A 23248-nucleotide genomic window follows, 5' to 3' on the forward strand; every position below is an offset into this window, starting at 1 on the left:
TTTTCAGCCTTTTTCCACAACGGTTGTCCCGGTCAGGGCGAACAGGGACAACAGGCGCCCGGCCTCGGGGGCCAGGGCCCGGCGGCCCGCGGAGAGGTACTTGCGCGAGTCGACAAGATCCGGATGGTCTCCAAGCATCTGGCGCACGGCACGGGTGAAGAAACCGTTCAGATGGGTGGAAACATTAATCTTAGTCATGCCGGCGGAGATGGCGGCGACCAGCATGCTGTCCGGCACCCCGGAGGAGCCGTGCAGCACCAGTGGGACATCCAGGGCGTTTTTCAGCTCCCGGATCAGCTCGAGGTCCAGCTGTGCGCTCCGGCTGGTCATGGCATGCGAGGACCCCACTGCAACGGCCAGGGCATCGACGCCGGTGGACAGGACAAAGTCCGCCGCCTCGAAGGGATCAGTCCGCACCCCCGGGGCATGCGCTCCGTCCTTGCCGCCCACTTCCCCCAATTCCGCCTCCACGAAGACATCCAACGGTTCGGCATGTTTGACCACACGGGCGGTAGCGGCAACATTCTCGCTGTAGGGCAGGGCCGCGCCGTCAAACATCACCGACCCGAAACCAAGCTCCAATGCCTGGTGGACCAGGGCTTCGTCCTCCGCGTGGTCCAGATGCAGAGCCACCGGGACGGTGGCACCATCAGCGACCGCCAGGCAGGCAGCCGCCAGCGGCTTCAGGGCACCGTGGTACGTGGCGCAGTTCTGTGAGATCTGCAGGATCACCGGCAGCCCGGCGGCTTCGGCGCCGGCGACAATGGCCTCGGCGGTTTCGAGATGCAGGACGTTGAAACTGCCGATTCCGGTGCCGGCCGCCACAGCGTTTTCCATCAGGATCCGGGTAGGGGTGAGACCCATTAGTTTTTCTCCAATGCAGTGTTTAGATGGGCGTCCGCGGTGCCGGTGCGGTGCCTGGTAACGGTGATCTGCTGCAGCAGACTGCGGTGCTCGGCGGAGATTTCGCCTGCTGCCGGCATCAGCACAGCTGCCGCGGACCAAGCGGCCGCCGTGCGCAGCATCTGCTCCAGGTCCCGGTTCCCGGACGCCAGATGGACGGCGAGGGCGGCCACGGCTGCGTCGCCGGCGCCGGTTGGATTGCCGGGCAGGCTGCGGCCCAGCTGCGCGTGCAGGTAGGACTCGGGATCTGCCGCGGAAAAGGCCAGCAATCCGGCCTCACCGCAGCTGAGGAAAACGGTCTCCGCGCCGGCCCTGAGAAGCCGGAGCACGCCCTGGTGCGGATCATCCTCGCCGGTGGCCTCGCGCAGCTCGTGATGGTTGGGCTTCAGGGCGAAGACCCCGGCCTCAGCCGCGCGGATCAAGTCCGGCCCCGAGGTGTCGATGATGCAGGGGATGCCGTATCCGGCGGCTGCCCGCACGAGACCGGGATAAAACCCGGGGGGAGCCTGGGGCGGCAGGCTGCCCGAGCCCACCAGAACGCCGGCGCGGGGGAGCAGCTGCCCGATGTGAACGCTCAGGTCCTGCCATTCACCGCCCTCTAGCGGGTAACCGGTTTCATTGAAGATGCTGGTGATGCCGGCGCTTTCGTCGACAAACGCCATGCTCCGCCTGGTCGGCGCCGCCACGGGAACGAGATGGTGCGGAATACCGGCATGCTCAAGGTCCTCGCGGTAGCGGGCACCGGAAGAGCCGCCGCTGGTGGCAACGGCGAGCGTCCGGGCGCCCAGTTGGTGGGCCACCCGGGCCACGTTCATTCCCTTGCCTCCGGCGCGGACGGCTGGCGGCGGCACCCGATGGCTGGAACCGGGAACAAGCGCCGGCACGGCATAGGTCTCATCCAGCGCCGGATTGGCCGTGACGGTCAGCACCGTACGGACGGCCGGGTTCACAGCGGTTGTCCGGTCAGGCCGCGCGCGTGCAGGGCAGCGCCCATGAGCCCGGCATCCTGGCCGAGGACGGAAACCCGGATCCCTGGCCGGCGGTGGAAGGAGAGCCGGCTGTCGACGGCGCGGCGCAGCGGCCCGGTCAGGTCGCTGCCGGCCTGGGAGAGGCCGCCGCCGAGAATGACGGCTTCGGTGCCCAATACCGCGGCCAGGTGGCAGATGCCATCGGCCAGGCCCTCCACCGCGTCTGCCCAGACTCCTGCTGCGTCGGCGTCGCCGTTGTGTGCGGCGTGCAGCACCTCTTTTGCCCCGGCGGCGGCCCTGCCGGTGCGTTCCGTATACCGGCGGACTATGGCCCCGGCGGAGCCCACCGTTTCGAGGCAGCCGTGGGCACCGCAGGCGCACAGAGTGCCCGTGGGAACGGCGGCATGGCCGATTTCCCCGGCATAGCCGCCGCCCCGCACCCGCCGTCCGTCACAGAACACGGCTCCGGCAATGCCGGTGCCGATGATCAGCACCACCGCGTCGCGCAGTCCCTGGCCGGCGCCGAGGCGCATTTCGGCCTCGCCGGCCAGTCCGACGTCGTGCCCGAAAGCTACGGGCAGCCCGGTCTCCTCCCGGAGCCGCTGGGCGAAGGGGTAATCCCGCCACCCCAGGTTCGCCGAAAAAAGGCCGGTTCCGGTGCCCTCATCCACCAGTCCGGGTACCACCAGTCCCAAAGCCTGCACGGACACCTGCGGATAGTCCCGGGTGTACCGCTGGGCCAGGGCGGCAACCTCCTTCACCACCGCGTCGCCGGGGCGGGCCGGATCGCGAGGCGTCGGCATCCGCAGGAGGGAGTGGAACTTTCCGCTCCCGTCCTGCAGGGCTGCCTTCATATCGGTTCCACCCACGTCAAAGGCGAGGACAGACCCGCCGGCGGGGGAGGAGGCTGCCGGTGCGCTCATGTGCCCGGCTGGCCTTCCAAGATGACGGAACGGGTCAGGCTGCGCGGGCGGTCGGGATCGAGCCCGCGGCCCACGGCACGTTCCAGGGTGAGCTTGTGGATGCGGACCAGCTCGGCAAGGGGATGGCGGGTGGAATGCTCGAACCGTGCGCCCGCCTGTCCGACGTCGCAGCGCAGGCCCTCGGGTTCCTCTCCCAGCAGCCAGGTCACCCGGCCGGGCGCGGCAATCGCGATCGGGCCGTGCCGGTATTCCATTGCGGGGTAGGACTCGGTCCAGCCCTGTACCGCTTCACGCATTTTCAACGCAGCTTCGTGGGCCAGGCCAACGGTCCACCCGCGGCCAAGGAAGCTGAACTGCTCGGCGTCCAGCAGTTCCTCCGGGACAGGTTCAGCCAGCACAGCGCGTGCGTCTTCGACCGCAGGCGCCAGGTCCGTACCGAGGGAGGTCAGAAGATAGGCCAGCGCCGCGGTGGCGAACCGGGTCTGGACCACCGAGGACTCATCTGCGTAGGGCAGGGCAACCACGGATCCGGCCAGTTGGGCTGCCGGCGAATCCAGGTCCCCGAGCAGCACTGTGGTGGGGACTGCGTTGTCCAGTTCGGCGAGGAGGCTTAGTACCTCGGTGGTGGTGCCGGAACGGGTGATCGCTACGACGGCGTCATATCCGCGGCGGGTAACCGCCGATGCCTCGGAGGCAGCGAAGGCATCGGTTTCGCCGAGGCCGGCTTCCTCCCGGGCCGCCGCGTAGGACTGGGCCATGAACCAGGACGTGCCGCAGCCGACAACGGCTACGCGCTTGCCCGCGGCAGGCAGGAGCCTCTCCGCACGCGCCTGTCCAATTGCACGCTCCCAGACATCCGGCTGCGAGAACAGCTCCTCGCGCATCCACTGGCCGGGCGCCGAGGCGGCGGGTGCTGCGTCGGTGAAGGAAATTGGCATGTAGGTGCTCCTGTGTGCAGCGGGCCGGCTTTCCGGCAATCAATGTTGCTCAATGATGGACATTGATTGCTTAGCTTGTCTAGTGATCATGAAAAACCATGGAGGCTCCGATCATTTTTGACCCCGGTTTTGCCGGAATGGCGGCATTTTCCCGAGAAACAGCGAGAAATCTGCAGAAAAAGGTCTTGACGGCGACGCATCCTCGGGTAAGTATTCTCTCAACTGACTGATGAACACTGATTACAGACAACTCCTATTTATCAGATTCCGTCATAGCTAACGGTCATCCGGTCGTTTACCGCCGGCAGTAGCTGGCACCGTTTCGCGGTCCCACGGCCGTGACTATTGAAAGAGGATTCAATGAAGAGCAAAGTTCGCATCGGCCTGGTGGCCCTGGCCGCCACCGGCGCCCTCGCGGTTTCCTCCTGTGGGTTCGGTGGCGGCGGTTCCGGTGAAGGGGATGCCAGCTCCCTGGACCTGCTTGTTCCCAGCTATTCGGACGGAACCAAGGCCCTTTGGGAAGGCGTCATCGAGGACTTCCAGGCCGAGAACGAGGGAATCAAGGTAAACCTGCAGGTGGAATCGTGGGAGAACCTCGAGTCCGTCCTGCAGACCAAGATCCAGGCCGGCGAGGCCCCGGATATCTACAACGGCGGTGCCTTCTCGGCCTTTGCGGACGAGGGACTGCTGTATCCGGCAGAAGACATTGCGTCCGAGGAGACCATCAGCGATTTCCAGGAGTCCTTCGCTGAGAATGAGGCCCTCGACGGCACGCAGTACGGCCTGCCGCTGATCGCCTCGGTCCGTGCGCTGTTCTACAACCAGGACCTTTTTGACGCCGCAGGTGTATCGGCACCTCCCACCACCTGGGATGAGCTGCATGCTGCCGCGAAGAAAATCTCGGATACAGGCACCCCCGGCTACGGCATGCCCCTGGGCTCTGAAGAGGCGCAGGGCGAAAGCCTGATCTGGTTCGCCGGTAACGGAGGCGGCTTCGGCAGCGAATCCGAGATCACTGTCAACTCGCCGGAGAACCTCGAAGCCGCCGAGTTCATGAAGAAGATGATTTCCGACGGCGTGACGCAGCCGGATCCGGGAGCAACCCAGCGCACGCCCATGATCAATGTCTTCGCCCAGGGACAGATCGGCATGGTCTACGCCCTGCCGCAGACGGTGGGCCAGATTGAGGAAGAGAATCCCGAGCTCAACTACGGAGTGACCACGGTCCCCACCAAGAGCGGTGAGCCTGCAACGCTTGGCGTTGCCGACCGGCTGATGGCCTTCAAGAACGATGAGGACAAGCAGGAAGCCATCACGGCCTTCATGGACTTCTTCTACTCGGAGGACAACTACGTGGACTGGGTGCAGACCGAGGGTTTCCTGCCCACCACGAAGAGCGGTTCCGAAGCCATGGCCAGTAACGAGGACCTCGCACCGTTCCTGGACATGCTGCCCAGCGCAAAGTTCTACCCCACCACCAACCCTGCCTGGAACAGCACGGACGGCGCCTTCAAGTCCCTGATGGGCCAGCTTGAAGACCAGGATGCAAAGACCGTCCTGGATCAGATCCAGTCCAAGGCAGACGCAGCCTGACCCCGGCCCGAAGGGGCCGCCGCTCCGGTTCGAAGCGGCGGCCCCTTCCTGTTCCAGAACGGTTTCACATTATGAGCAGCACACTTCGGCATCCGGGAGTGCGGGCCGGCAGGCCGCGGGGCAGCGAAAGCATCTGGGCCGCCCTGCCCTGGATCGGCCCGGTCCTGGTCCTAATCTTCGGCATCGTCATCTTTCCCGCCGGCTACATGATCTACAGCTCCACCAGGCGCATCAGCCAGGCGGGAACGAACGTGGAGGGTGTGGGCCTGGCGAACTTCCAGACAGTGTTCACGGATCCCAACCTGCCGCGGATCCTGCTCAACACCGTGGTCTGGGTTGCCGTGGTGGTGACCCTGACGGTCATCATCTCCCTGGCGCTGGCAAACTTCCTGAACAAGCCCTTCCCCGGCAGGACCCTGGTCCGGATGGCGGTGGTGGTTCCCTGGGCTGCCAGCGTGGTCATGACCACCACGGTGTTCTATTACGGATTGGACCGGGACTACGGCATCATCAACAAGTTCATGGTCGACATTGGGCTGATGGATGCCGCCTACGGGTTCACTAAAAACACGACCACCGCCCTGGCCGCGGCCATTATTGTCGGTGTGTTTGTCTCCCTCCCGTTCACCACCTATACCCTGCTGGCCGGAATGCAGGCGGTTCCCGGAGATGCACTGGAGGCCGCCAAGATGGACGGTGCCGGTCCGGTCCGCACCTACTTCAGTGTGGTGCTGCCCCAGCTGCGCGGCGCGCTCGCCGTCGCCGTACTGATCAACATCATCAACGTCTTCAATAACCTGCCCATCCTGAGGATCATGACCGGATCCATTCCGGGCTACAGTGCCGACACCCTAATGACCTACATCTTCAAGGTGCTGCAGTTTGACCGGCGCCTGGATGTGGCGAGCGCGCTCAGCGTGGTTAACTTCGCCGTCGTCCTGGTGATCGTGGCGGTCTACGTGAAGATCGTCAAACCTATGAAGGAGGTCTGAAATGGCCGTGACAGCCCCCGCAGTTCCCCCGGTTGCCGCACCGGTACATCCCCGCCGGAAGCGGTACGGGACTGACAACGTCAGCGGCCGCCGCATGTGGGGACGGACCGCCATCGGCGCTGTTATCGCACTTGTTTTCCTGACCCCGTACCTGATCATGCTGGTGGGCTCCCTGAAGACACGCTCGGAAATCCTCTCGGTTCCGCCCGAGTACCTGCCGCAGGACGGCCTTCAGCTGGGGAACTACCAGTCCATGTGGGATACCCCGGAAACCCCGCTGACCTACAACCTGCTCTCCACGATCATCATCGCGGTATTCGCTACCTTGCTGGTGCTGCTGGTGGCCACCCCCGCCGCGTACTACACCGCGCGTTTCCGCTTTCCCGGGAGGATGGTCTTCCTCTTCCTGGTGATCGTGACCCAGATGCTTCAGCCGGCCGTTCTGACCGCCGGGCTGTTCCGGCAGATGCTCTGGCTGGACCTTAATGACACCTGGGTTGCGATGATCCTGATCAACGCCGCCTTCAATCTCTCCTTCGCGCTCTGGATCATGCACAGCTTCTTCGCGGCCATCCCAAAGGAAATTGACGAGGCAGCGCAGATCGACGGCGCGGGACGCCTGAAGGTACTCTTCCGGATCAACCTGCCGTTGGTCTGGCCGGGCATTGTTACTGCCGTGATTTTCACCTTTGTTTCGTCCTGGAATGAATTCGCCGCCAGCCTGGTGATTATGTCGACCGCGGAGAACCAGCCGCTCTCCGTTGCGCTGACCAAATTCATCGGCCAGTACGCCACCAGCTGGCAGTATGTCTTCGGCGTCTCCATCGTGGCCATTGTGCCGGTGATTATTCTCTTTGCCGTGATCGAGAAACGCCTCATCGGCGGGCTGACCGCCGGGGCCGTCAAGTAGACGGAAGATCGTTCAGGGCGTGGGGTCCTTAAAAGAAAAAGTGCCCCCGGCCGGAATCGAACCGACGACCTGCCCTTTAGGAGAGGGCCGCTCTATCCTACTGAGCTACGGAGGCAAACCGCCGGGTTCCGGCGGAGCGGTACCAGCTTACCCGTTTCTTTCCGTACGTGTTTGCAGCTGATCCGGTGTGCCATTGGCTGCGCCGCCGGTCGCGTCACCTGAGGGCGGCTGTCCGGTGTCGGGGCGCAGCTCGTTCACGTACCGCTGATAGCTATCCCGAATGCCCTGCATAAACCCCAGGACAGTGCGAAGTTCCGCGTCCGAATACCGGGACATCACCTCGTCATTCAGCGCGCCGAGCGGCCCGAAGTAGGCTCCGGCAAGCTGCATGGCGAGCGGTTCAAAATGCAGGGTCACCTTCCGCCTGTCAGCGTGGGTGCGGTTGCGGTGGATGTGCCCGATCCGCTCCAGCCTGTCGATGACGGCGGTGGTGGCGCCGGACGAGGTGCCGAGCCGGGCGCTGAGCTGGCCGGCGGTCAGTGCCTCATGCCGCATCTCCGCCTCCATGATCAGTACCAGCGCGCGCATATCGGTGGTGTTCAGCCCGTGGGCGTGCGCGAAGGCATCAGCGACCCGCTGCCCGTCCAGGGTGATGCCGCGCAGCGCGTCGACGAGATCCCGTCGTAGCTCCTGATCTTCCACAGCCCAATAGTAACTTGGAATTGAAGTATCTCCATATCTGAGATACTTTCGGATAGAGATACTTACGTCACGGGAGAAGCACATGTACGCAGGGATAGTGAAGAACGCCAAAACGGCGTGGGTCACTCTACTGATCGGGGTGGCCGTCATTATTGGCCTGTTCGCCCTGCCGGCAGAGGAAAACGACACCACCGGAGTGGGTGGCCTGGACGACAAGTACCAGTCGACCCAGGTGGAGGAGCTGCTCCAGGAGTTCCCCGACGCGCAGGAATCCTCTGCCATTGTGGTGGTTTCCCGCGAAGACGGCGAACCACTGACCGATGCGGATACGGCCGCCATCGCGGAGATCAATGCGGCGGCAGCCGACGCCGGCGCCTCGGGCCCGCCCCCGCAGGTTCCGCCGGTGGTCTCGGAGAACAAGCTCGTGGCCATCGTTCCGCTGACGCTGCAGGCAGCCGCCGACGACGGCGATGCAGTATCGGAGGAAGTCGAGGCCCTGCGGACGGCGGTTTCCGATGCAGCCCCTGAGGGTGTGAAGGCCGAACTGACCGGCGGTGCGGCGTTCAGCGCCGATCTGGCCGGCGTGTTCTCCGGTGCCAACTTTGTCCTGCTCACTGTGACGGCCGGCGTCGTCGCCGTCCTGCTGATTGTCACTTACCGTTCCCCGTGGCTCTGGATTGTGCCGCTGCTCATTGTTGCGGCCATTGAGCAGCTGGCCGCGAAGGTGGTGGACCTGCTGGCCCCTGCCACGGGAATCAACGTGGATCCATCTGCTGTCGGCATCACCAGCGTCCTGGTCTTCGGCGCGGCCACCAACTATGCGCTGCTGCTGATTGCCCGCTACCGGGAGGAGCTGCGCGCCCACGATTCGGTCTACGAAGCGATGGGCAAGGCCCTGACCCGCACCCGTGAGGCGATCATTGCCAGCGGCGGCACGGTGATCCTGGCGCTGTTGACGCTGCTCTTCACCGATACGGACAGCTACCGCGGGCTGGGCTTCTCCGCGGCCATCGGCATTGTGCTGGCCATTTTCAGTGCACTGTTCCTGCTGCCGGTGGCGCTGGTGCTGCTGGGTCGCAAACTGTTCTGGCCCTTCGTGCCCAAGGTCGGGGACCCGGCCAAGGAAGGGAAGTTCTGGGGCAAGCTGGGCGAGGCAACTGCCCGCCGGCCGAAGACCATTGCCGGTACCGCCGTCGTTGTCCTGCTGGCACTGGGCAGCGCCGTGTTCACCCTGCAGATCGGCCTGAGCGAGAACGAGCAGTTCCGTGAAAAGCCGCAGGCAGTGACCGCTGCGGAAACCCTTGCCGAGGGCTTCCCGGCAGGATCCTCCTCACCCGTCACCGTGCTGGTGGAAACCGGGGCCACTGATGCGGCCGTCGCCGACCTCCAGGGTCTCGAGGGCGTCACCTCCGCCACCCCGGGCAGCGAGCACGACGGACTGACCCGCGTTGAACTGATCACCGGCTATGAAGCCGGAACGGATGAAGCGAACACCTTCATTACCGATCTGCGGGAAGACCTTGCGGATGAAGACTACGAAGCACTGGTAGGCGGCGAAGCTGCACAGCGAGTAGACCAGCTGGCGGCGAACCAGCACGACACGCTGCTGGTGGGCACCTCGGTGATCATCCTGGTGCTGCTGGTGCTGGCCATCCTGCTCCGCTCACTCGTGGCACCGTTCCTGCTGGTCGCCTCGGTACTGCTGACCTTCCTGGCCAGTACCGGACTGAGCTGGCTGGTGTTCGAGAACGTGCTGGACTTCCCCGCCATGGACGTGCAGACCCTGCTCTACTCGTTCCTGTTCCTGGTGGCACTGGGCGTGGACTACAACATCTTCCTCACCACCCGAGCCCGGGAAAACGCGGTGACCATGGGCACCAGGAAGGGCATGCTGGCCGCACTGCGTTCCACCGGCGGTGTGATCACCAGTGCAGGCATTCTGCTGGCGGCGGTCTTCGCCGTGCTGGGCGTGCTTCCGCTGGTCACCCTGACGCAGGTGGGCATCATCGTGGCCATCGGTGTCCTGTTCGACACCCTGCTGGTGCGGACCGTGGTGGTCCCGGCCCTAACCTTTATCCTTGGCGACAAGTTCTGGTGGCCGTCCAACCCGGCGGGTAAAGACGGACACCACGGCCGCCGCAAGGCTGAGGCCGAGCAGGACCCATCGGGCGACGGTCAGGGTGCCAGCAAGAGCGGCGTCGCCGCTGGATAGTTCTGCGGCACCGAGGGCATTGTCAATGGCGATGTTCTCCCACAGATCGGCGACCACAAAGAGGATCGGCGCACTGAAGAGCACCCAGCGCAGCGAACGGCGCTGGGTGTTCAGCCCGATGATCAGCAGCCAGGTCATGCCAAAGACCAGGGGAAAGAGCACCCCGGCAGTTTTGTGCACGTAGCTGAGCTGGCCCAGGGCGTCCGCGTCCATGGCAGCGCGTAGCGCCGCCAGGTGATCTTCCCCGTAGCCGAAGACCATGGAATCGGGCATGGCCAGCCCGTCCGAGAGGTCGGTCAGCTGGCCCAGCACCAGCAGGTGCAGGTACCAGAACAGGAACAGGGTGGTCACCACCCCGGCAATAACAATCAGCCCCGGACTGCTTTTGGGCTGTGGCGGCTGCCCCGCTCCCGGTGCGCCCGGGCGGGCCGGGGCTGCGTTTGGTCCGTGTTTGGCGGCGCGCTGCGCGGCGGTTTTTCCCATAAGTACAGTATGGCCGTACCGGTACATCCGGTGCGGCCATCCTGTTTCCGCCGTGCCGCGCGGTGCGGCGCCGTGCCTGCTGCGGCGCCGGCACTGTCCCTGTCGCGGGCGCCGGACCGGAAGCTACGCTGGGGCTATGGACCCCGTAGCAAGCCCTGAAGATTTCGCCCTGGCCGCCGATCTGGTGCGGGACGCCGGACAGCTCGCCCTTCGCATGCGCATGGAGGGGCTGACCGCCAGTGAGAAGACCTCCGTGTCCGACGTAGTGACCGCAGCAGACCGTGAGGCCGAAGCGCTGGTGGTGAAGCGGCTGCGCGAGCTGCGGCCCGAGGACGGGATTGTGGGGGAGGAAGGCGCCAGCCGAAACGGCACCTCCGGCCGCTCCTGGGTTATTGACCCGGTGGACGGCACCTACAACTTCTTTGCCGGCTCAACGTATTGGTGCTCTGCCCTCGCGCTGCGCGCCGATCCGGGTCCGCACGACGTCCACGGCGATCCTGAGGTGCTGCTGGGCGCCGTCTACCAGCCGCAGGAAGAACAGCTTTGGCTGGGCGGCAGGGGATATCCGGCCACCCGGAACGGGGAACCGGTTACCTGGCCCGAGGATGAGCCGCTGAACCGCATCTCGGCCGGGACCTACATCCACCCGACCTGGCTGCTGCGCCCGGAAGTTGCCGGCCCCTGGACGGCAGCCGCGTCCCGGGCCGCCACGATCCGGATGATGGGCTCCGGGTCCTGTGACCTGGTTCGTGTGGCTGCCGGCCAGTTCGGTGCCTGGTTCCAGCACAGCTGTCCGGAATGGGACTGGCTGCCGGGCAAGGCGATTGTCCTCGCTGCCGGCGGCAGCACCGCCGTCGCCGAGGTGAACGGCTTCCGCTGGCATATTGCCGGCACCGCCGCCGCTGTGCGCGAGATCCACGGCGCGCTGACCTCCGCCTGACCCGCGTCCGGCCCATACCCTTCCCCGCAGCTGAGGGGCGCAAACCGCCCCTCACCGGAATGTCAGCCGCAGCGCCTAGACTTAAAGCCATCATGGACTACCTCTTTGATCCACTCTTTCCCGCACCCCGCACCAACGAACCGGTACCCGCCGCCAAAGCGCCGGACGCCCAAAATGCCCGGCGGGGCTCCTCCTACGCAGATGAAAGCCGTGCCGCAGACCTGCTGCAGGGCCTGAACCCGCAACAGGAGGAAGCGGTGAAGCACAGCGGTTCGCCGCTGCTGATTGTGGCCGGCGCAGGCTCCGGCAAAACCCGGGTGCTCAGCCACCGGATCGCGTACCTGCTGGCCACCGGACGGTCCAACCCCGGCCAGATCCTCGCCATCACCTTCACCAATAAGGCCGCCGCGGAAATGCGTGAGCGGATCGAATCGCTGGTGGGCGGCGTCGCCAAGACCATGTGGATCTCCACCTTCCACTCCTCCTGCGTACGGATCCTGCGCCGGGAAGCCAAAACGGTGGGGATGAACTCCAACTTCTCCATCTACGACTCTGCTGACTCGCTGCGGCTGGTCACCCTGGTGGCCAAGGGCCTGGACCTTGACCCCAAGCGGTTCACGCCGAAGTCGATCATGCACAAGATCTCGGCGCTGAAAAACGAACTGATCGACGAGGAGTCCTACGCCGAATCGGCCAACCACGCCGATCCGTTCGAATCCGCCGTGGCGGAGGTTTATAAGGGCTACGCTCAGCGGATGCGCCAGGCCAATGCCATGGACTTTGATGACCTGATTGCCCAGACGGTTTTTATGTTCCGCGCGTTCCCTGGTGTCGCCGAATACTACCGGCGCCGCTTCCGGCACATCCTGGTGGACGAGTACCAGGACACCAACCACGCCCAGTACGCCCTGGTCCGCGAACTGGTGGGCACCGACGGCGACGCACTGGAGATTCCGCCGGCAGAGCTGACCGTGGTGGGCGATTCAGATCAGTCCATCTATGCCTTCCGTGGTGCCGATGTGCGCAACATCAATGACTTCGAGAAGGATTATCCGAGTGCGCGGACCATCCTGCTGGAGCAGAACTACCGTTCCACCCAGACCATCCTCAACGCGGCCAACGCCGTGATCCAGCGGAACCCGAACCGGCCGGAGAAACGCCTTTGGACTGCCGAGGGCGACGGCGAGAAAATCATCGGCTACGTGGGCGAGAACGAACACGAGGAAGCCCGCTTTATCGCCGAGGAGATCGACCGCCTGCAGGACGAGGAAAACCTGCGCCCCGGCGACGTCGCCGTCTTCTACCGGACCAATGCCCAGTCCCGGTCCCTGGAGGACGTCCTGGTCCGCGTTGGCCTGCCCTACAAGGTGGTTGGCGGCACCCGGTTCTACGAACGCAAGGAAATCAAGGACGCGCTGGCCTATCTGCGCGTGCTGGTGAATTCCGACGACGTCGTGAACCTGCGCCGCATCCTCAACGAACCCAAGCGCGGGATCGGCGACCGCGCGGAATACTCCGTGGCGGCCCTGGCCGAACGGGAGCGGATCTCCTTTATGGCTGCCCTGCGCCGTGCCGATGAGGCGCCGGGGCTGGCCACCCGGTCCCTGAACGCGATCAACGGCTTTGTGAAGCTGATCGACGACCTCTCCGAGGTAGCATCCGGATCAGGAGCTGCCGCCGCGTTGGAAGCCGTGCTGGAGCAGACCGGCTACCTGGCCCAGCTGCGCTCCAGCAATGACCCGCAGGACGAATCGCGGGTGGAGAACCTCGCCGAACTGGTTGCCGTGGTCCGCGAATACGAGAGGGACAACCCCGAGGGGTCCCTGGGAGAATTCCTGGAACAGGTTTCCCTCGTCGCCGACGCCGATTCCATTCCTGACGCCCCGGAGGGCTCCGCCGAGGAGGTTGCAGCCGCCGTCGAGGAGTCCCGCCGCCAGGGCGTGGTCACCCTGATGACCCTGCACACGGCCAAGGGCCTGGAGTTCCCGGTGGTGTTCCTGACCGGCATGGAACAGGGACTCTTCCCGCACCAGCGCTCCGCCACCGACCCGGCCGAGCTCGCCGAGGAACGCCGCCTGGCCTACGTGGGCCTGACCCGCGCCCGGCAGCGCCTTTACCTCACCCGCTCCGAGGTGCGCAGCATGTGGGGGCAGAGCCAGTACAACCCCGCCAGCCAGTTTGTCGGCGAGGTCCCGGCCGAACTGATCGAGTGGAAGCGCGAGGGGATGGACCGGCCCACGTGGGGCGGCGGAGGCAGCATCACCTCCAGCCGCTACGGCGGATCATCCTGGGGCGCCGGTGCACCGATGGGAACCGGCGGCAGTACAGCCAACGCCCCGGTGGCCAAGGCCATGGGGCGCGTACAGCCGCAGAAGGAAGTCATTTCCGTAGCCGCGGGCGACAAGGTCAACCACACCTCCTTCGGGCACGGCACGGTGCTCGCGGTGGAAGGCGCCGGGGATAAAACGGTAGCCAAGGTGAAATTCGACATTGGCGAAAAACGCCTGCTGCTGCGCTATGCGCCCCTGACGAAGGAGTCCTGAAAGAGACGCCTGTCATAGCGCAGGCCCCCTCATTTCTACAAACGATAGAAGTGTGTGCTTCATCACTAAAGGGGTAGTCTGTGATCGGCGCCAAGCGCCGAGGGACTAAAGTTCCCAATGGAGCAGACCGGCTGGATGCATCTGCTCTGCGATCGTCAGATCGAATGTAAACCTACTTCGACGTAGAAGGACACTAGCCCGTGGACCTGTTTGAATATCAGGCGCGCGATCTGTTTGAGGCGCACGGTGTACCCGTGCTTGCCGGAATCGTGGCGCACACTCCTGAAGAAGCCAAAGCTGCTGCTGAGAAGATCGGCGGCGTCGTTGTCGTCAAGGCACAGGTCAAGGTTGGTGGCCGCGGCAAGGCCGGCGGCGTAAAGGTCGCAAAGACCGCCGATGAGGCTTTCGAGCACGCGTCCAACATCCTCGGCATGGACATCAAGGGCCACACCGTTAACAAGGTGATGATTGCCCAGGGTGCCGATATCGCCGAGGAATTCTACTTCTCGGTCCTGCTGGACCGCGCCAACCGCAACTACCTGGCCATGTGCTCGGTTGAAGGCGGCATGGAGATTGAGCAGCTGGCCGTGGAGCGTCCCGACGCCCTGGCCCGCGTGGCCGTTGATCCGGCCGTCGGCATCGACTCCGCCAAGGCTGCAGAGATCGTCGACGCCGCCGGGTTCGCACCCGAGCTGCGCGACGGAGTCATCAACGCCATCATCAAGCTGTGGGACGTCTTCACCAAGGAAGACGCCACCCTGGTTGAGGTCAACCCGCTGGTCCGCACCGGCGCCGGTGACATCGTTGCCCTCGACGGCAAGGTGTCCCTCGACGAGAACGCAGACTTCCGCCAGCCCGGCCACGCCGAGCTGGAGGACAAGGACGCCGCTGATCCGCTCGAGGCCAAGGCCAAGGAAAACGACCTCAACTACGTCAAGCTGGACGGCGAAGTTGGCATCATCGGCAACGGCGCCGGTCTGGTGATGTCCACCCTCGACGTGGTGGCCTACGCCGGCGAAAAGCACGGCAACGTCAAGCCTGCCAACTTCCTGGACATCGGCGGCGGAGCCTCGGCATCCGTCATGGCCGCCGGCCTGGACGTCATCCTGAATGACTCCCAGGTCAAGTCCGTATTCGTCAACGTCTTCGGCGGCATCACCGCCTGTGACGCCGTCGCCAACGGCATCGTCAAGGCCCTGGAAATCCTGGGCGACGAAGCCAACAAGCCGCTGGTTGTCCGTCTCGACGGCAACAACGTCGAGGAAGGCCGCCGCATCCTCGCCGAGGCCAACCACCCGCTGGTCACCCTGGCCACCACCATGGACGAAGGCGCCGACAAGGCCGCCGAGCTCGCTCACGCCGCTCGCTAACCGAGCCTGTCGAAACCTAGAAGAGAGAATCCACCTATGTCTATCTACTTGAACAAGGACTCCAAGGTCATCGTTCAGGGCATCACCGGCGGCGAAGGCACCAAGCACACCGCCCTGATGCTCAAGGCCGGCACCCAGGTTGTCGGCGGCGTCAACGCCCGCAAGGCAGGCACCACCGTCACCCACGGCGACGTTGAACTGCCCGTCTTCGGCACCGTTGCCGAGGCCATCGACAAGACCGACGCCGATGTCTCCATCGTCTTCGTGCCGCCGGCCTTCACCAAGGACGCCGTCATGGAAGCCATCGACGCCGGCATCGGCCTCGTTGTGGTCATCACCGAAGGCGTCCCCGTACAGGATTCCGCCGAGTTCTGGGCCCACGCCCAGTCCAAGGTGGACGCCGACGGCAACCAGGTCACCCGCATCATCGGCCCGAACTGCCCCGGCATCATCACCCCCGGTGAAGCACTGGTCGGCATCACGCCCGCCAACATCACCGGCAAGGGCCCCATCGGCCTGGTGTCCAAGTCCGGGACCCTGACCTACCAGATGATGTACGAACTGCGCGATCTTGGCTTCTCCACCGCCATCGGCATCGGCGGCGACCCGGTTATCGGCACCACCCACATCGACGCCCTGGCTGCGTTCGAAGCGGATCCCGAAACCAAGGCGATCGTGATGATCGGCGAAATCGGCGGCGACGCCGAAGAGCGCGCAGCCGAGTTCATCAAGGCCAACGTCACCAAGCCGGTTGTCGGCTACGTGGCAGGCTTCACGGCTCCCGAAGGCAAGACCATGGGCCACGCAGGCGCCATCGTCTCCGGTTCCGCCGGAACCGCCCAGGCCAAGAAGGAAGCCCTCGAGGCTGCCGGCGTCAAGGTCGGCAAGACGCCGTCCGAGACCGCCACCCTGCTGCGCGAAGTTTACGCAGCCCTCTAGTTCCACCACGCACGCCCCCGTCCCGCGGATACATTCCGCGGGACGGGGGTTTTGTGCGTACTGATCCGGTTAGAAAGTTAGACATGTCCACCTCAGTAACAAACGGTCCCGGCAAGGCCGGCGCATCCCGGCATAAACGGGCCCTGCGCCGCGCCTCCTGGATTGTCACCCTTGGCGGTTTCCTGTTCGGTTATGACACCGGCGTCATCAACGGCGCACTGCCATACATGCAGGACGATTTGGGCCTGACCCCGTTCACCGAGGGCCTCATCACCTCCAGCCTGCTCTTCGGCGCGGCGTTTGGCGGTGCCATCTCCGGCAAGCTGACCGACCGGTTTGGTCGCCGCCGCGTGCTGATGGGACTCGCCGTCGTGTTCCTGCTGGGTACGCTGGGTACCTCGCTGGCGCCCACCATTGCCGTGATGGTGATCTCCCGGATCGTGCTGGGGCTGGCAGTGGGCGGCGCTTCGGCGCTGGTGCCCCTGTTCCTGGCCGAACTGGCTCCCGCTGAACGGCGTGGCCAGATGGTGACCCGCGACCAGCTGATGATTGTTACCGGCCAGCTGGTTGCCTTCATCGCCAACGCGGTGATCGGCAACATCTGGGGTGAGGATCAGGGCGTCTGGCGCTGGATGCTCGTGGTGGCCACCCTCCCTGCCATCGCGCTGTGGATCGGTATCGCGTTTGTGCCCGAAAGCCCGCGCTGGCTGGCCTCCAAGGGCCGTTTCGCGGAAACCCTTACCGCCCTGCGCCGTATCCGCAGCGCGGAAGCGGCGGAGTCGGAGTACAACGAGGTGCGCGGACTCGCGGAGAAGGAGTCTGCCTCCGCCGGGAGCCTGCGTGACTTCGCCGAACCGTGGCTGATGCGGGTGCTGCTGATCGGCATGGGCCTGTCCATCGTCCAGCAGATCACCGGCGTCAACGCGATCATGTACTACGGCACGCAGATCCTCGCCAATGCAGGATTCGGTACGGAAGCGGCCCTCACGGCCAACATCGCCAACGGCGTGGTCTCCGTGGCCGCAGCCTGTGTCGGCATCTGGCTCCTGGGGCGGGTCCGGCGCCGCCGAATGCTGATGACCGGCCTCGTCGGCACCGCATCCTCCCTGCTGCTGATCGGGATCGTGTCCCTGACTGTGGCCGAGGGCAGCCTCCGCGGGTACCTCATCCTGGCCCTGACCGTGACGTTCCTGGCCTTCCAGCAGGGCGCCGTATCGCCGGTCACCTGGCTGATGCTCTCCGAGATCTTCCCGCTGAAGGTCCGCGGGCTCGGCATCGGCATGTCGGTCTTTGTGCAGTGGATGACCAACTTTGCCGTTGGATTCTCCTTCCCGATCCTGATGGCTGCCATCGGCATCTCCAACACCTTCTTTATCTTTGTGGTGCTCGGGATCCTGGCCCTGCTGTTTGTCCGCCGGTACGTCCCGGAAACCCGCGGCCAGAGCCTGGAACAGGTGGAGGAACAGCTCCGCGCCGCCGGCACCAAGTAGCCCGCGCAGACGCACAACGGAAGGGACCCTGCACGCTGCAGGGTCCCTTCCGCCTTTCCAAGATCCCCTAGGGAACGGCAGGGTATGCCGCGACCGTGGGCACCGTCACCGACGCAGTGAAGCTGGTGAGCGCGGTGGCCTTCGGCGGCGCGTAGACGGACGTGGCCGGCGTAACCTGCAGCACCAGCCTGCTGGCGGACGTTACGGTGTAGGACACCTCTTCCAATGGCAGGGTCACGGTGTGTTCTTTGCCGTCCAGGACCAGCGGCACCGGCGTCACCTGGTTGCCCAGCACCAGGGAAGCTCGGGCCTTATCTATGATCTGCGCGTAAACGTGGGTGCTGCCCTGCCGGGCTGACCCTCTGTAGGTGAGCGTCAGCTGCGGCGCCCCGAAGACCGAAGTGGTGACCGCCGGTGAGGTAATCGGTACGTTGACTGCTACCGGTGCAACCGCAGCCGCTACCACTGCGCCGCTGACGGCGGCGGGGGAGAGGAGCATGGATCCCCGCCCCGCACCCGTAAGGGAGCCGGTGGCTTCCGGGTAGCCCGGAGCAGCCCGGGTGACGCCGTGCTGATCAATGAACTCGAAAGCGGCTCCGGTGTCCACCGGCTGGTCCCGGAGGTATTTACTGAACCAGTTCAGCACCGCCGGGGTAATCCGGTCCGGACCGGCCGCGGAGTTGCACAAGCCGTGGCCGCCGCAGAACTGCAGCATCTTGGTGGGGGTGCCGGTGCTGCTGATCAGGCGATAGTTCCGGGTGGCCTCATCAAGGGTGAACAGCGTATCCGCAGTGCCCTGGATGATCAGCGTGGGAGCAGTAATGGAGGTGAACATACTTTCCGGAGTCAGCGACTCGAAGTAGGCAATGGATTCGGCGCTGAGTTGGTTTGGATAGGTCAGCCCTTCCCTGCAGGCCTTCCGGACCGGAGCGGCCAGGGCGCCCTGGTTTCCCACCAGCGAACCCAGCTGGCCCAGTGCCGTACCTTCGGCACAGAGCAGGGCACCCCAACCGCTCTTGAAGGAGCCCGCCTTGTAGAGACTGGTGGTCAGGTCATTCCAGGCGATGGTGGGCGTGATCGCGTCCACCCGCTGGTCCTGAGAGGCGAGGACAAACTGGATGCCGCCGCCGTAGGATGCCCCGGCCATGCCCAGCACAGGATCCCCCGGGGCGTCCAGGCTCGCTTCCGGCTGCGCTGCGATGTAGTCAATGAGGGCCGATCCGTCCCGGCCCTCATAAGCGGGGTTGTTGACATAGGCCTCACCGCCGCTGAGGCCGAACCCGCGCGGGTCCCATGTGACCACGTTGTACCCGGCTTCCCGCAGCGGCGCGATGCCGATGGAGCCGATCAGGGTGCTGGTGGAGGTGGCCGGCAGGCGTCCGCCGGGAAGCCCGAATCCGGGCCCCACCATCACGGTAGGGGCCTGCTGCCCGGCGGCGAGCCCTGTGGCAGGGAAGAAATTGGTATGGATAGGCGTGCCGTCAAAGCTGGTGACGACGACGTCGGTGCGCGCTGCCGGTGCCGCAGCAGTGGGGGCAGCCGGTGCTGCCACAGCGGGTACGGCAGCCAGTGTGGGGCCCAGCAAAGCTGCGGCAACCGCCAAAACGCCCAGGTGTTTCCTCATAATGACCTCATTGTCCGTGGGGAAGAAGATTGGTTACCGACTGGTAACTTCCCGCAGACTATGGAGAGGCCGGCGGGGGCACAAGCTTTGTGCAACATATTGAACCGATAGTGGCGTCCTTTTTGGCGTTGTCTATTGTGCTGCGATGGTCAGTGGTTTAGAGGACGCCGGTACGGCATGGACGGTTTCAGGCAGACAGAATGCCCCCGCACCTATGGTGCGGGGGCATTCCGGGATGATTCTCGGTGCTTGCCTGCGGCTACTTGCCGCCGCGGGCACCGCCGTCGCGGTCTGTGCCCTCTGGCGCCGCGCTCTTGGAGGCCGCGCTATCGGCCGGCACCACACCGTTGTTGGATGCTGCCGGCTCCTGGCGTTCGTCATGCTCGGTGGTGTGCAGGTCGAAGGAGGAACCGTGCTCCTCCACGCCGGCCTGAATGGCACGGCCGACAACGGATACCGCGAGCTTGCGCCGCAGCGAAAGCGGATCCCTGGCCAGGTCCTTAACCAGTGCCACGGTTAGCAGCAACATCACCACGGCAAAGGGCAAAGCCGCCACAATGGTGATTCGCTGCAGGCCGTCCAATGCCTCGGCAGGTTCGTCGCCGCCGGCCAGCAGCATCACTGCCGCCACGCCACCGGTAAGGATTCCCCAGAAGACGACGACGGCACGGGGCGGGGTTTCCGCGCCGTTGGAGCTCATTGAGGCCATCACGATGGATGCGGAGTCTGCTCCGGTGACGAAGAAGATTGCGATGAGGATCATGGCCAGAACGCCGACGGCGCCGGCCAGCAGATTCGGCATCGGCAGGGCAGCGAAGAGATCGAAGAGCGATCCGTCGAAGGAAATGGTGGGTTCCCCGTCCACCATGGTGACCAGCCCCTCGGATCCATTGGCCGCTGCTTCCTGCTGGGTGCCGATGGCCGCGCCGCCAAAGACGGAGAACCAGACAACGCTGACGGCGAAGGGCACCAGCAGGACGCCGGTAACAAACTGCCGGATGGTGCGCCCGCGGCTGATCCGGGCGATGAACATACCCACGAACGGCGTCCAGGAGAGCCACCAGGCCCAGTAGAAGATGGTCCAGCTGGAGAGCCAGGCGCGCATGGCTTCATCGCCGGTCACTTCGGTCCGGGAAGCCATCTGGGCCATGTTCGCGGCGTAGTCGCCAATGGCAGCGGGAACCACGTTGAGTATGAACAGGGTTGGGCCCACCACGAAGATGATCGCGGCGAGGACGAAAGCCAGGACCATGTTGATGTTGGACAGCCACTGGATGCCGCGGGAAATGCCGGACACGGCGGAGGCCACAAAACAGCCGGTGAGGACGGCGACAATGGCCACCAGAATGGGTGTGCCCACCGTACCCAGGAAGCCGGTGGCCTGGAGGCCGCTGCCGATCTGGAGGGCGCCGAGGCCCAGGGAAGCGGCGGTGCCAAAGAGCGTCGCGAAGATCGCGAAGATGTTCAGGACCTTGCCCAGCGGGCCGTCCACGCGCTTGGCGCCGAAGAGCGAGGTGAAGGCGGAGGAGATCAGCTGCTTGCGGCCCAGCCGGTAGGTGCCGTAGGCCATGGCAATACCCACCACGGCGTACATGGCCCAGGGGTGCAGGCCCCAGTGGAACAGCGAGGTTCCCATAGCGGTCTGCAGCGCTTCCGGGGTCTGGGCATCCACCGTGCCCGGCGGTGGGGAGATGTAGTAGAACAGCGGTTCTGCGACGCCGTAGAACATCAGGCCGATGCCCATGCCGGCGGAGAACATCATGGCTATCCAGGACACGGTCTTGTACTGGGGTTCCTCGCCGTCCTGGCCCAGCGGAATGCGGCCGAACCGGCCCACGGCCAGCCAGATGACATACACCACGAGGAACGAAGCCAGCAGGACGAAGAACCAGCCGGCATTGGTGATCACCCAGTCAAGCGCCGTCTGGGAGACGGCGGAAAGGTTGTCCGTTCCGAAGAAGCCCCACGCAATAAATGCCAGGGCGAGGACACCGGTGACGGCAAAGAGCAGCTTGTCCAGTTTCGCGGGTACACCGCGGCTGAGTGCCTTCTCCTGCGCGCGTTGCCCCTCAATCATCAGCTGGACAAGTTCGTGTTCCTGCTCCACCACCGGGAGGGAGGACGTGGTGGTTTCATCGATGGTGATGGCGAGCCGTGAGGACGCGGGATCACCGTCGTGCATTGCGGAGTCGCGCGGCGGACCTTCTGTGGTAGCCATAGGCCTTTCCTTATGTCAGCGCAAAGGGCCGGGTCCTTGTGACGGACCCGGGGCAGGCAGAAAGGCAACCACTCCCGGCGGCGGGGCTCAGAGTACCGCCCACAGTCCGCCGGATTTCTTAAAAGCAACGCGGCCGGACCTCTGCGTCCCTTTACATAATTCGCGAGTGTGTTCCTTTCAACGTTGCGGGCGGCTTCGTTGCAAGTCAAATCGGCTGGTTCCATTTCCGTGCCCGGCAACGCGCGCCGAACAGGCTGTGGCAGCATGCCGGTAGTGGTGGCCGGCCCGCCGGACGGGTCCCGGACCTAGAGTGCGGTGGTGCCGAAGAACATACCCAGCAGGTAGGTTGCGGCCGCGGCACCGAAGCCAATGGCAAGCTGCCGCAGGGCCCGCTTGAGCGGGGAAGCACCGGACAGCAGACCCACGACGGCGCCTGTCATCAGCAGTGCCAGACCCACCAGTACGCAGGAGAGGACAACGGCGGTCAGGCCGGTCAGGCCGAACAGGTACGGGAGTACCGGGATGACGGCGCCGGAGGCGAAGAAGCAGAAGCTCGACGCGGCAGCGCCGAGGCCCGTGCCCACGGACTCGTGCTGGTCCCGGGCCTCCCCGGCGTCGTCAGCCTCGGGATTCAGTGAGAAGCTCGGATCACAGTCGCAGCTGAAAAGTCCCATCCGCTCGGCCGCCCGGTGCTCGGCCGCTTCCTTGGACATGCCCCTGGCGCGGTAGACCAGCACCAGCTCATTGGCATCAATGTCCAGTGACTTCGCGGCGGAAAGCGTGATCTGCGTGGGCCGGGAGGCGTCCAGAAGTTCGCGCTGGGAGCGCACGGACACGTATTCGCCGGCACCCATGGACAAGGCGCCGGACAGCAGGCCGGCCAGACCGCTGATCAGGATGAAGGTGCTGGAGACCCCGGTGGCGCCGATGCCCATAATGAGGGCAAGGTTGCTCACCAGGCCGTCATTGGCGCCGAACACCGCCGCGCGGAAGTTACCGGACAGCCTGGTCCGGCCCCGCGTTGCCAGACCGCGGACCACTTCCTCATGGATCTGTTCATCAGCGGCCATGGCGCTGGTGGCATTCGGGTCCTGGGAATACGGAGACCGGCCCTCCGCCCGCTGGGCAAGGGCCAGCACAAACACCGAACCGAACCGGCGGGCCAGCAGGCCCAGCATCCGGTTGCGGAGGGAGGGGCGCAGCGGCCGGCCGGCGTCGTCGCCCAGCAGGCTGCGCCAGTGCTCTTCATGGCGTCCCTCCGCTTCGGCGAGGGCCAGCAAAATGTCCCGCTCTTCGCCCTCGCGGCGTTCAGCAAGGTAACGGTAGGTGGCTGCTTCGGCCTGCTCATCGGCCAGGTACTGGCGCCAGCGTTTCTTATCGGCCGCCGTCGGCTGGTGCGGGCTTTCGCCTGAACGGTCCGGCGAGGGGGAGGGGTTCACGGTGCTCCTGACAGGGACCGGAACGCATGGGGATCCGGCCAGCTTAGCTACGACTCTTCTG

The 23248-nt window shown here is 65.0% G+C and carries 17 protein-coding genes, 1 tRNA gene and 1 pseudogene; 9 read left to right on the forward strand and 10 right to left on the reverse strand.

All coding sequences use genetic code 11. The features are described from left to right. Positions 1-3: 3 nt before the first annotated feature. From MUK71_RS02995 to MUK71_RS03010, 4 genes are read right to left on the reverse strand one after another with little or no spacing between them, the layout of a single operon-like run. Complete coding sequence (locus MUK71_RS02995) at positions 4-864, reverse strand: class II fructose-bisphosphate aldolase (RefSeq protein ID WP_227905801.1); 861 nt, start codon at positions 862-864, stop codon at positions 4-6. Then, entirely contained in the window at positions 864-1853 is a 990-nt protein-coding gene (locus tag MUK71_RS03000) for a 1-phosphofructokinase family hexose kinase (protein WP_227929194.1), read from the reverse strand. The genes MUK71_RS02995 and MUK71_RS03000 overlap by 1 nt, the downstream gene beginning before the upstream one ends. Then, complete coding sequence (locus MUK71_RS03005) at positions 1850-2794, reverse strand: ROK family protein (protein ID WP_227929193.1); 945 nt, start codon at positions 2792-2794, stop codon at positions 1850-1852. The genes MUK71_RS03000 and MUK71_RS03005 overlap by 4 nt, the downstream gene beginning before the upstream one ends. Next, positions 2791-3732 carry an SIS domain-containing protein gene (locus MUK71_RS03010; RefSeq protein WP_227929192.1) on the reverse strand — a complete coding sequence of 314 codons (942 nt, stop codon included), beginning with the start codon at positions 3730-3732 and terminating at the stop codon, positions 2791-2793. Before MUK71_RS03010 ends, MUK71_RS03005 begins: the two co-directional genes overlap by 4 nt. Positions 3733-4092: 360 nt before the next feature. Between MUK71_RS03010 and MUK71_RS03015 the strand changes: the two genes are divergently transcribed. From MUK71_RS03015 to MUK71_RS03025, 3 genes are all read left to right on the forward strand, one after another. Next, positions 4093-5325 carry an extracellular solute-binding protein gene (locus MUK71_RS03015; RefSeq protein WP_227929191.1) on the forward strand — a complete coding sequence of 411 codons (1233 nt, stop codon included), beginning with the start codon at positions 4093-4095 and terminating at the stop codon, positions 5323-5325. Positions 5326-5396: 71 nt separating this feature from the next. Beyond that, positions 5397-6317, forward strand: coding sequence for a carbohydrate ABC transporter permease (locus MUK71_RS03020; protein WP_227905815.1), 921 nt, complete (start codon positions 5397-5399; stop codon positions 6315-6317). 1 nt (position 6318) lies between these two features. Next, positions 6319-7227, forward strand: a complete 909-nt coding sequence (locus tag MUK71_RS03025) for a carbohydrate ABC transporter permease (RefSeq protein ID WP_227929190.1) — start codon at positions 6319-6321, stop codon at positions 7225-7227. Between the two features lie 41 nt (positions 7228-7268). On the opposite strand, the gene MUK71_RS03030 is transcribed toward MUK71_RS03025, so the two are convergent. Both MUK71_RS03030 and MUK71_RS03035 read right to left on the reverse strand, forming a co-directional pair. Beyond that, positions 7269-7342, reverse strand: a tRNA-Arg gene (locus MUK71_RS03030). Between the two features lie 32 nt (positions 7343-7374). After that, positions 7375-7929 (reverse strand): MarR family winged helix-turn-helix transcriptional regulator, encoded by a 555-nt coding sequence (locus tag MUK71_RS03035; RefSeq protein WP_227905817.1) that lies wholly within the window; start codon positions 7927-7929, stop codon positions 7375-7377. A gap of 82 nt (positions 7930-8011) precedes the next feature. Between MUK71_RS03035 and MUK71_RS03040 the strand changes: the two are divergent. After that, positions 8012-9973, forward strand: a pseudogene (locus MUK71_RS03040) (MMPL family transporter); the annotation flags it as partial. 21 nt (positions 9974-9994) lie between these two features. Here MUK71_RS03040 and MUK71_RS03045 read toward each other — a convergent pair. Next, positions 9995-10624 (reverse strand): hypothetical protein, encoded by a 630-nt coding sequence (locus MUK71_RS03045; protein ID WP_227929189.1) that lies wholly within the window; start codon positions 10622-10624, stop codon positions 9995-9997. A 136-nt stretch (positions 10625-10760) separates the two neighbouring features. Between MUK71_RS03045 and MUK71_RS03050 the strand changes: the two genes are divergently transcribed. From MUK71_RS03050 to MUK71_RS03070, 5 genes are all read left to right on the forward strand, one after another. Continuing rightward, positions 10761-11564 carry an inositol monophosphatase family protein gene (locus MUK71_RS03050; protein WP_227929188.1) on the forward strand — a complete coding sequence of 268 codons (804 nt, stop codon included), beginning with the start codon at positions 10761-10763 and terminating at the stop codon, positions 11562-11564. A gap of 92 nt (positions 11565-11656) precedes the next feature. After that, entirely contained in the window at positions 11657-14107 is a 2451-nt protein-coding gene (gene pcrA / locus MUK71_RS03055; RefSeq protein ID WP_227929187.1) for a DNA helicase PcrA, read from the forward strand. A gap of 200 nt (positions 14108-14307) precedes the next feature. Further along, positions 14308-15477, forward strand: coding sequence for an ADP-forming succinate--CoA ligase subunit beta (gene sucC / locus MUK71_RS03060; RefSeq protein WP_227905827.1), 1170 nt, complete (start codon positions 14308-14310; stop codon positions 15475-15477). A 36-nt stretch (positions 15478-15513) separates the two neighbouring features. Further along, positions 15514-16416: a succinate--CoA ligase subunit alpha gene (gene sucD, locus MUK71_RS03065; RefSeq protein ID WP_227905829.1), complete on the forward strand. Its 903-nt coding sequence runs from the start codon at positions 15514-15516 to the stop codon at positions 16414-16416. Between the two features lie 83 nt (positions 16417-16499). Then, entirely contained in the window at positions 16500-17906 is a 1407-nt protein-coding gene (locus MUK71_RS03070) for a sugar porter family MFS transporter (RefSeq protein WP_227905831.1), read from the forward strand. A 67-nt stretch (positions 17907-17973) separates the two neighbouring features. Here the strand turns inward: MUK71_RS03070 and MUK71_RS03075 are convergent, their stop codons facing one another. The 3 genes from MUK71_RS03075 to MUK71_RS03085 all read right to left on the reverse strand — a co-directional run bounded on the left by MUK71_RS03075 (position 17974) and on the right by MUK71_RS03085 (position 23187). After that, positions 17974-19530: an alpha/beta hydrolase gene (locus MUK71_RS03075; protein ID WP_227929186.1), complete on the reverse strand. Its 1557-nt coding sequence runs from the start codon at positions 19528-19530 to the stop codon at positions 17974-17976. A gap of 259 nt (positions 19531-19789) precedes the next feature. Further along, positions 19790-21607: a BCCT family transporter gene (locus MUK71_RS03080; protein ID WP_227929237.1), complete on the reverse strand. Its 1818-nt coding sequence runs from the start codon at positions 21605-21607 to the stop codon at positions 19790-19792. Between the two features lie 446 nt (positions 21608-22053). After that, the gene (locus MUK71_RS03085; RefSeq protein WP_227905611.1) at positions 22054-23187 is read right to left on the reverse strand and encodes a VIT1/CCC1 transporter family protein; all 1134 of its coding nucleotides are present in this window, start codon (positions 23185-23187) and stop codon (positions 22054-22056) included. Positions 23188-23248: the final 61 nt, after the last annotated feature.

Source organism: Arthrobacter zhangbolii, assembly GCF_022869865.1.
Taxonomy (GTDB): domain Bacteria; phylum Actinomycetota; class Actinomycetes; order Actinomycetales; family Micrococcaceae; genus Arthrobacter_B; species Arthrobacter_B zhangbolii.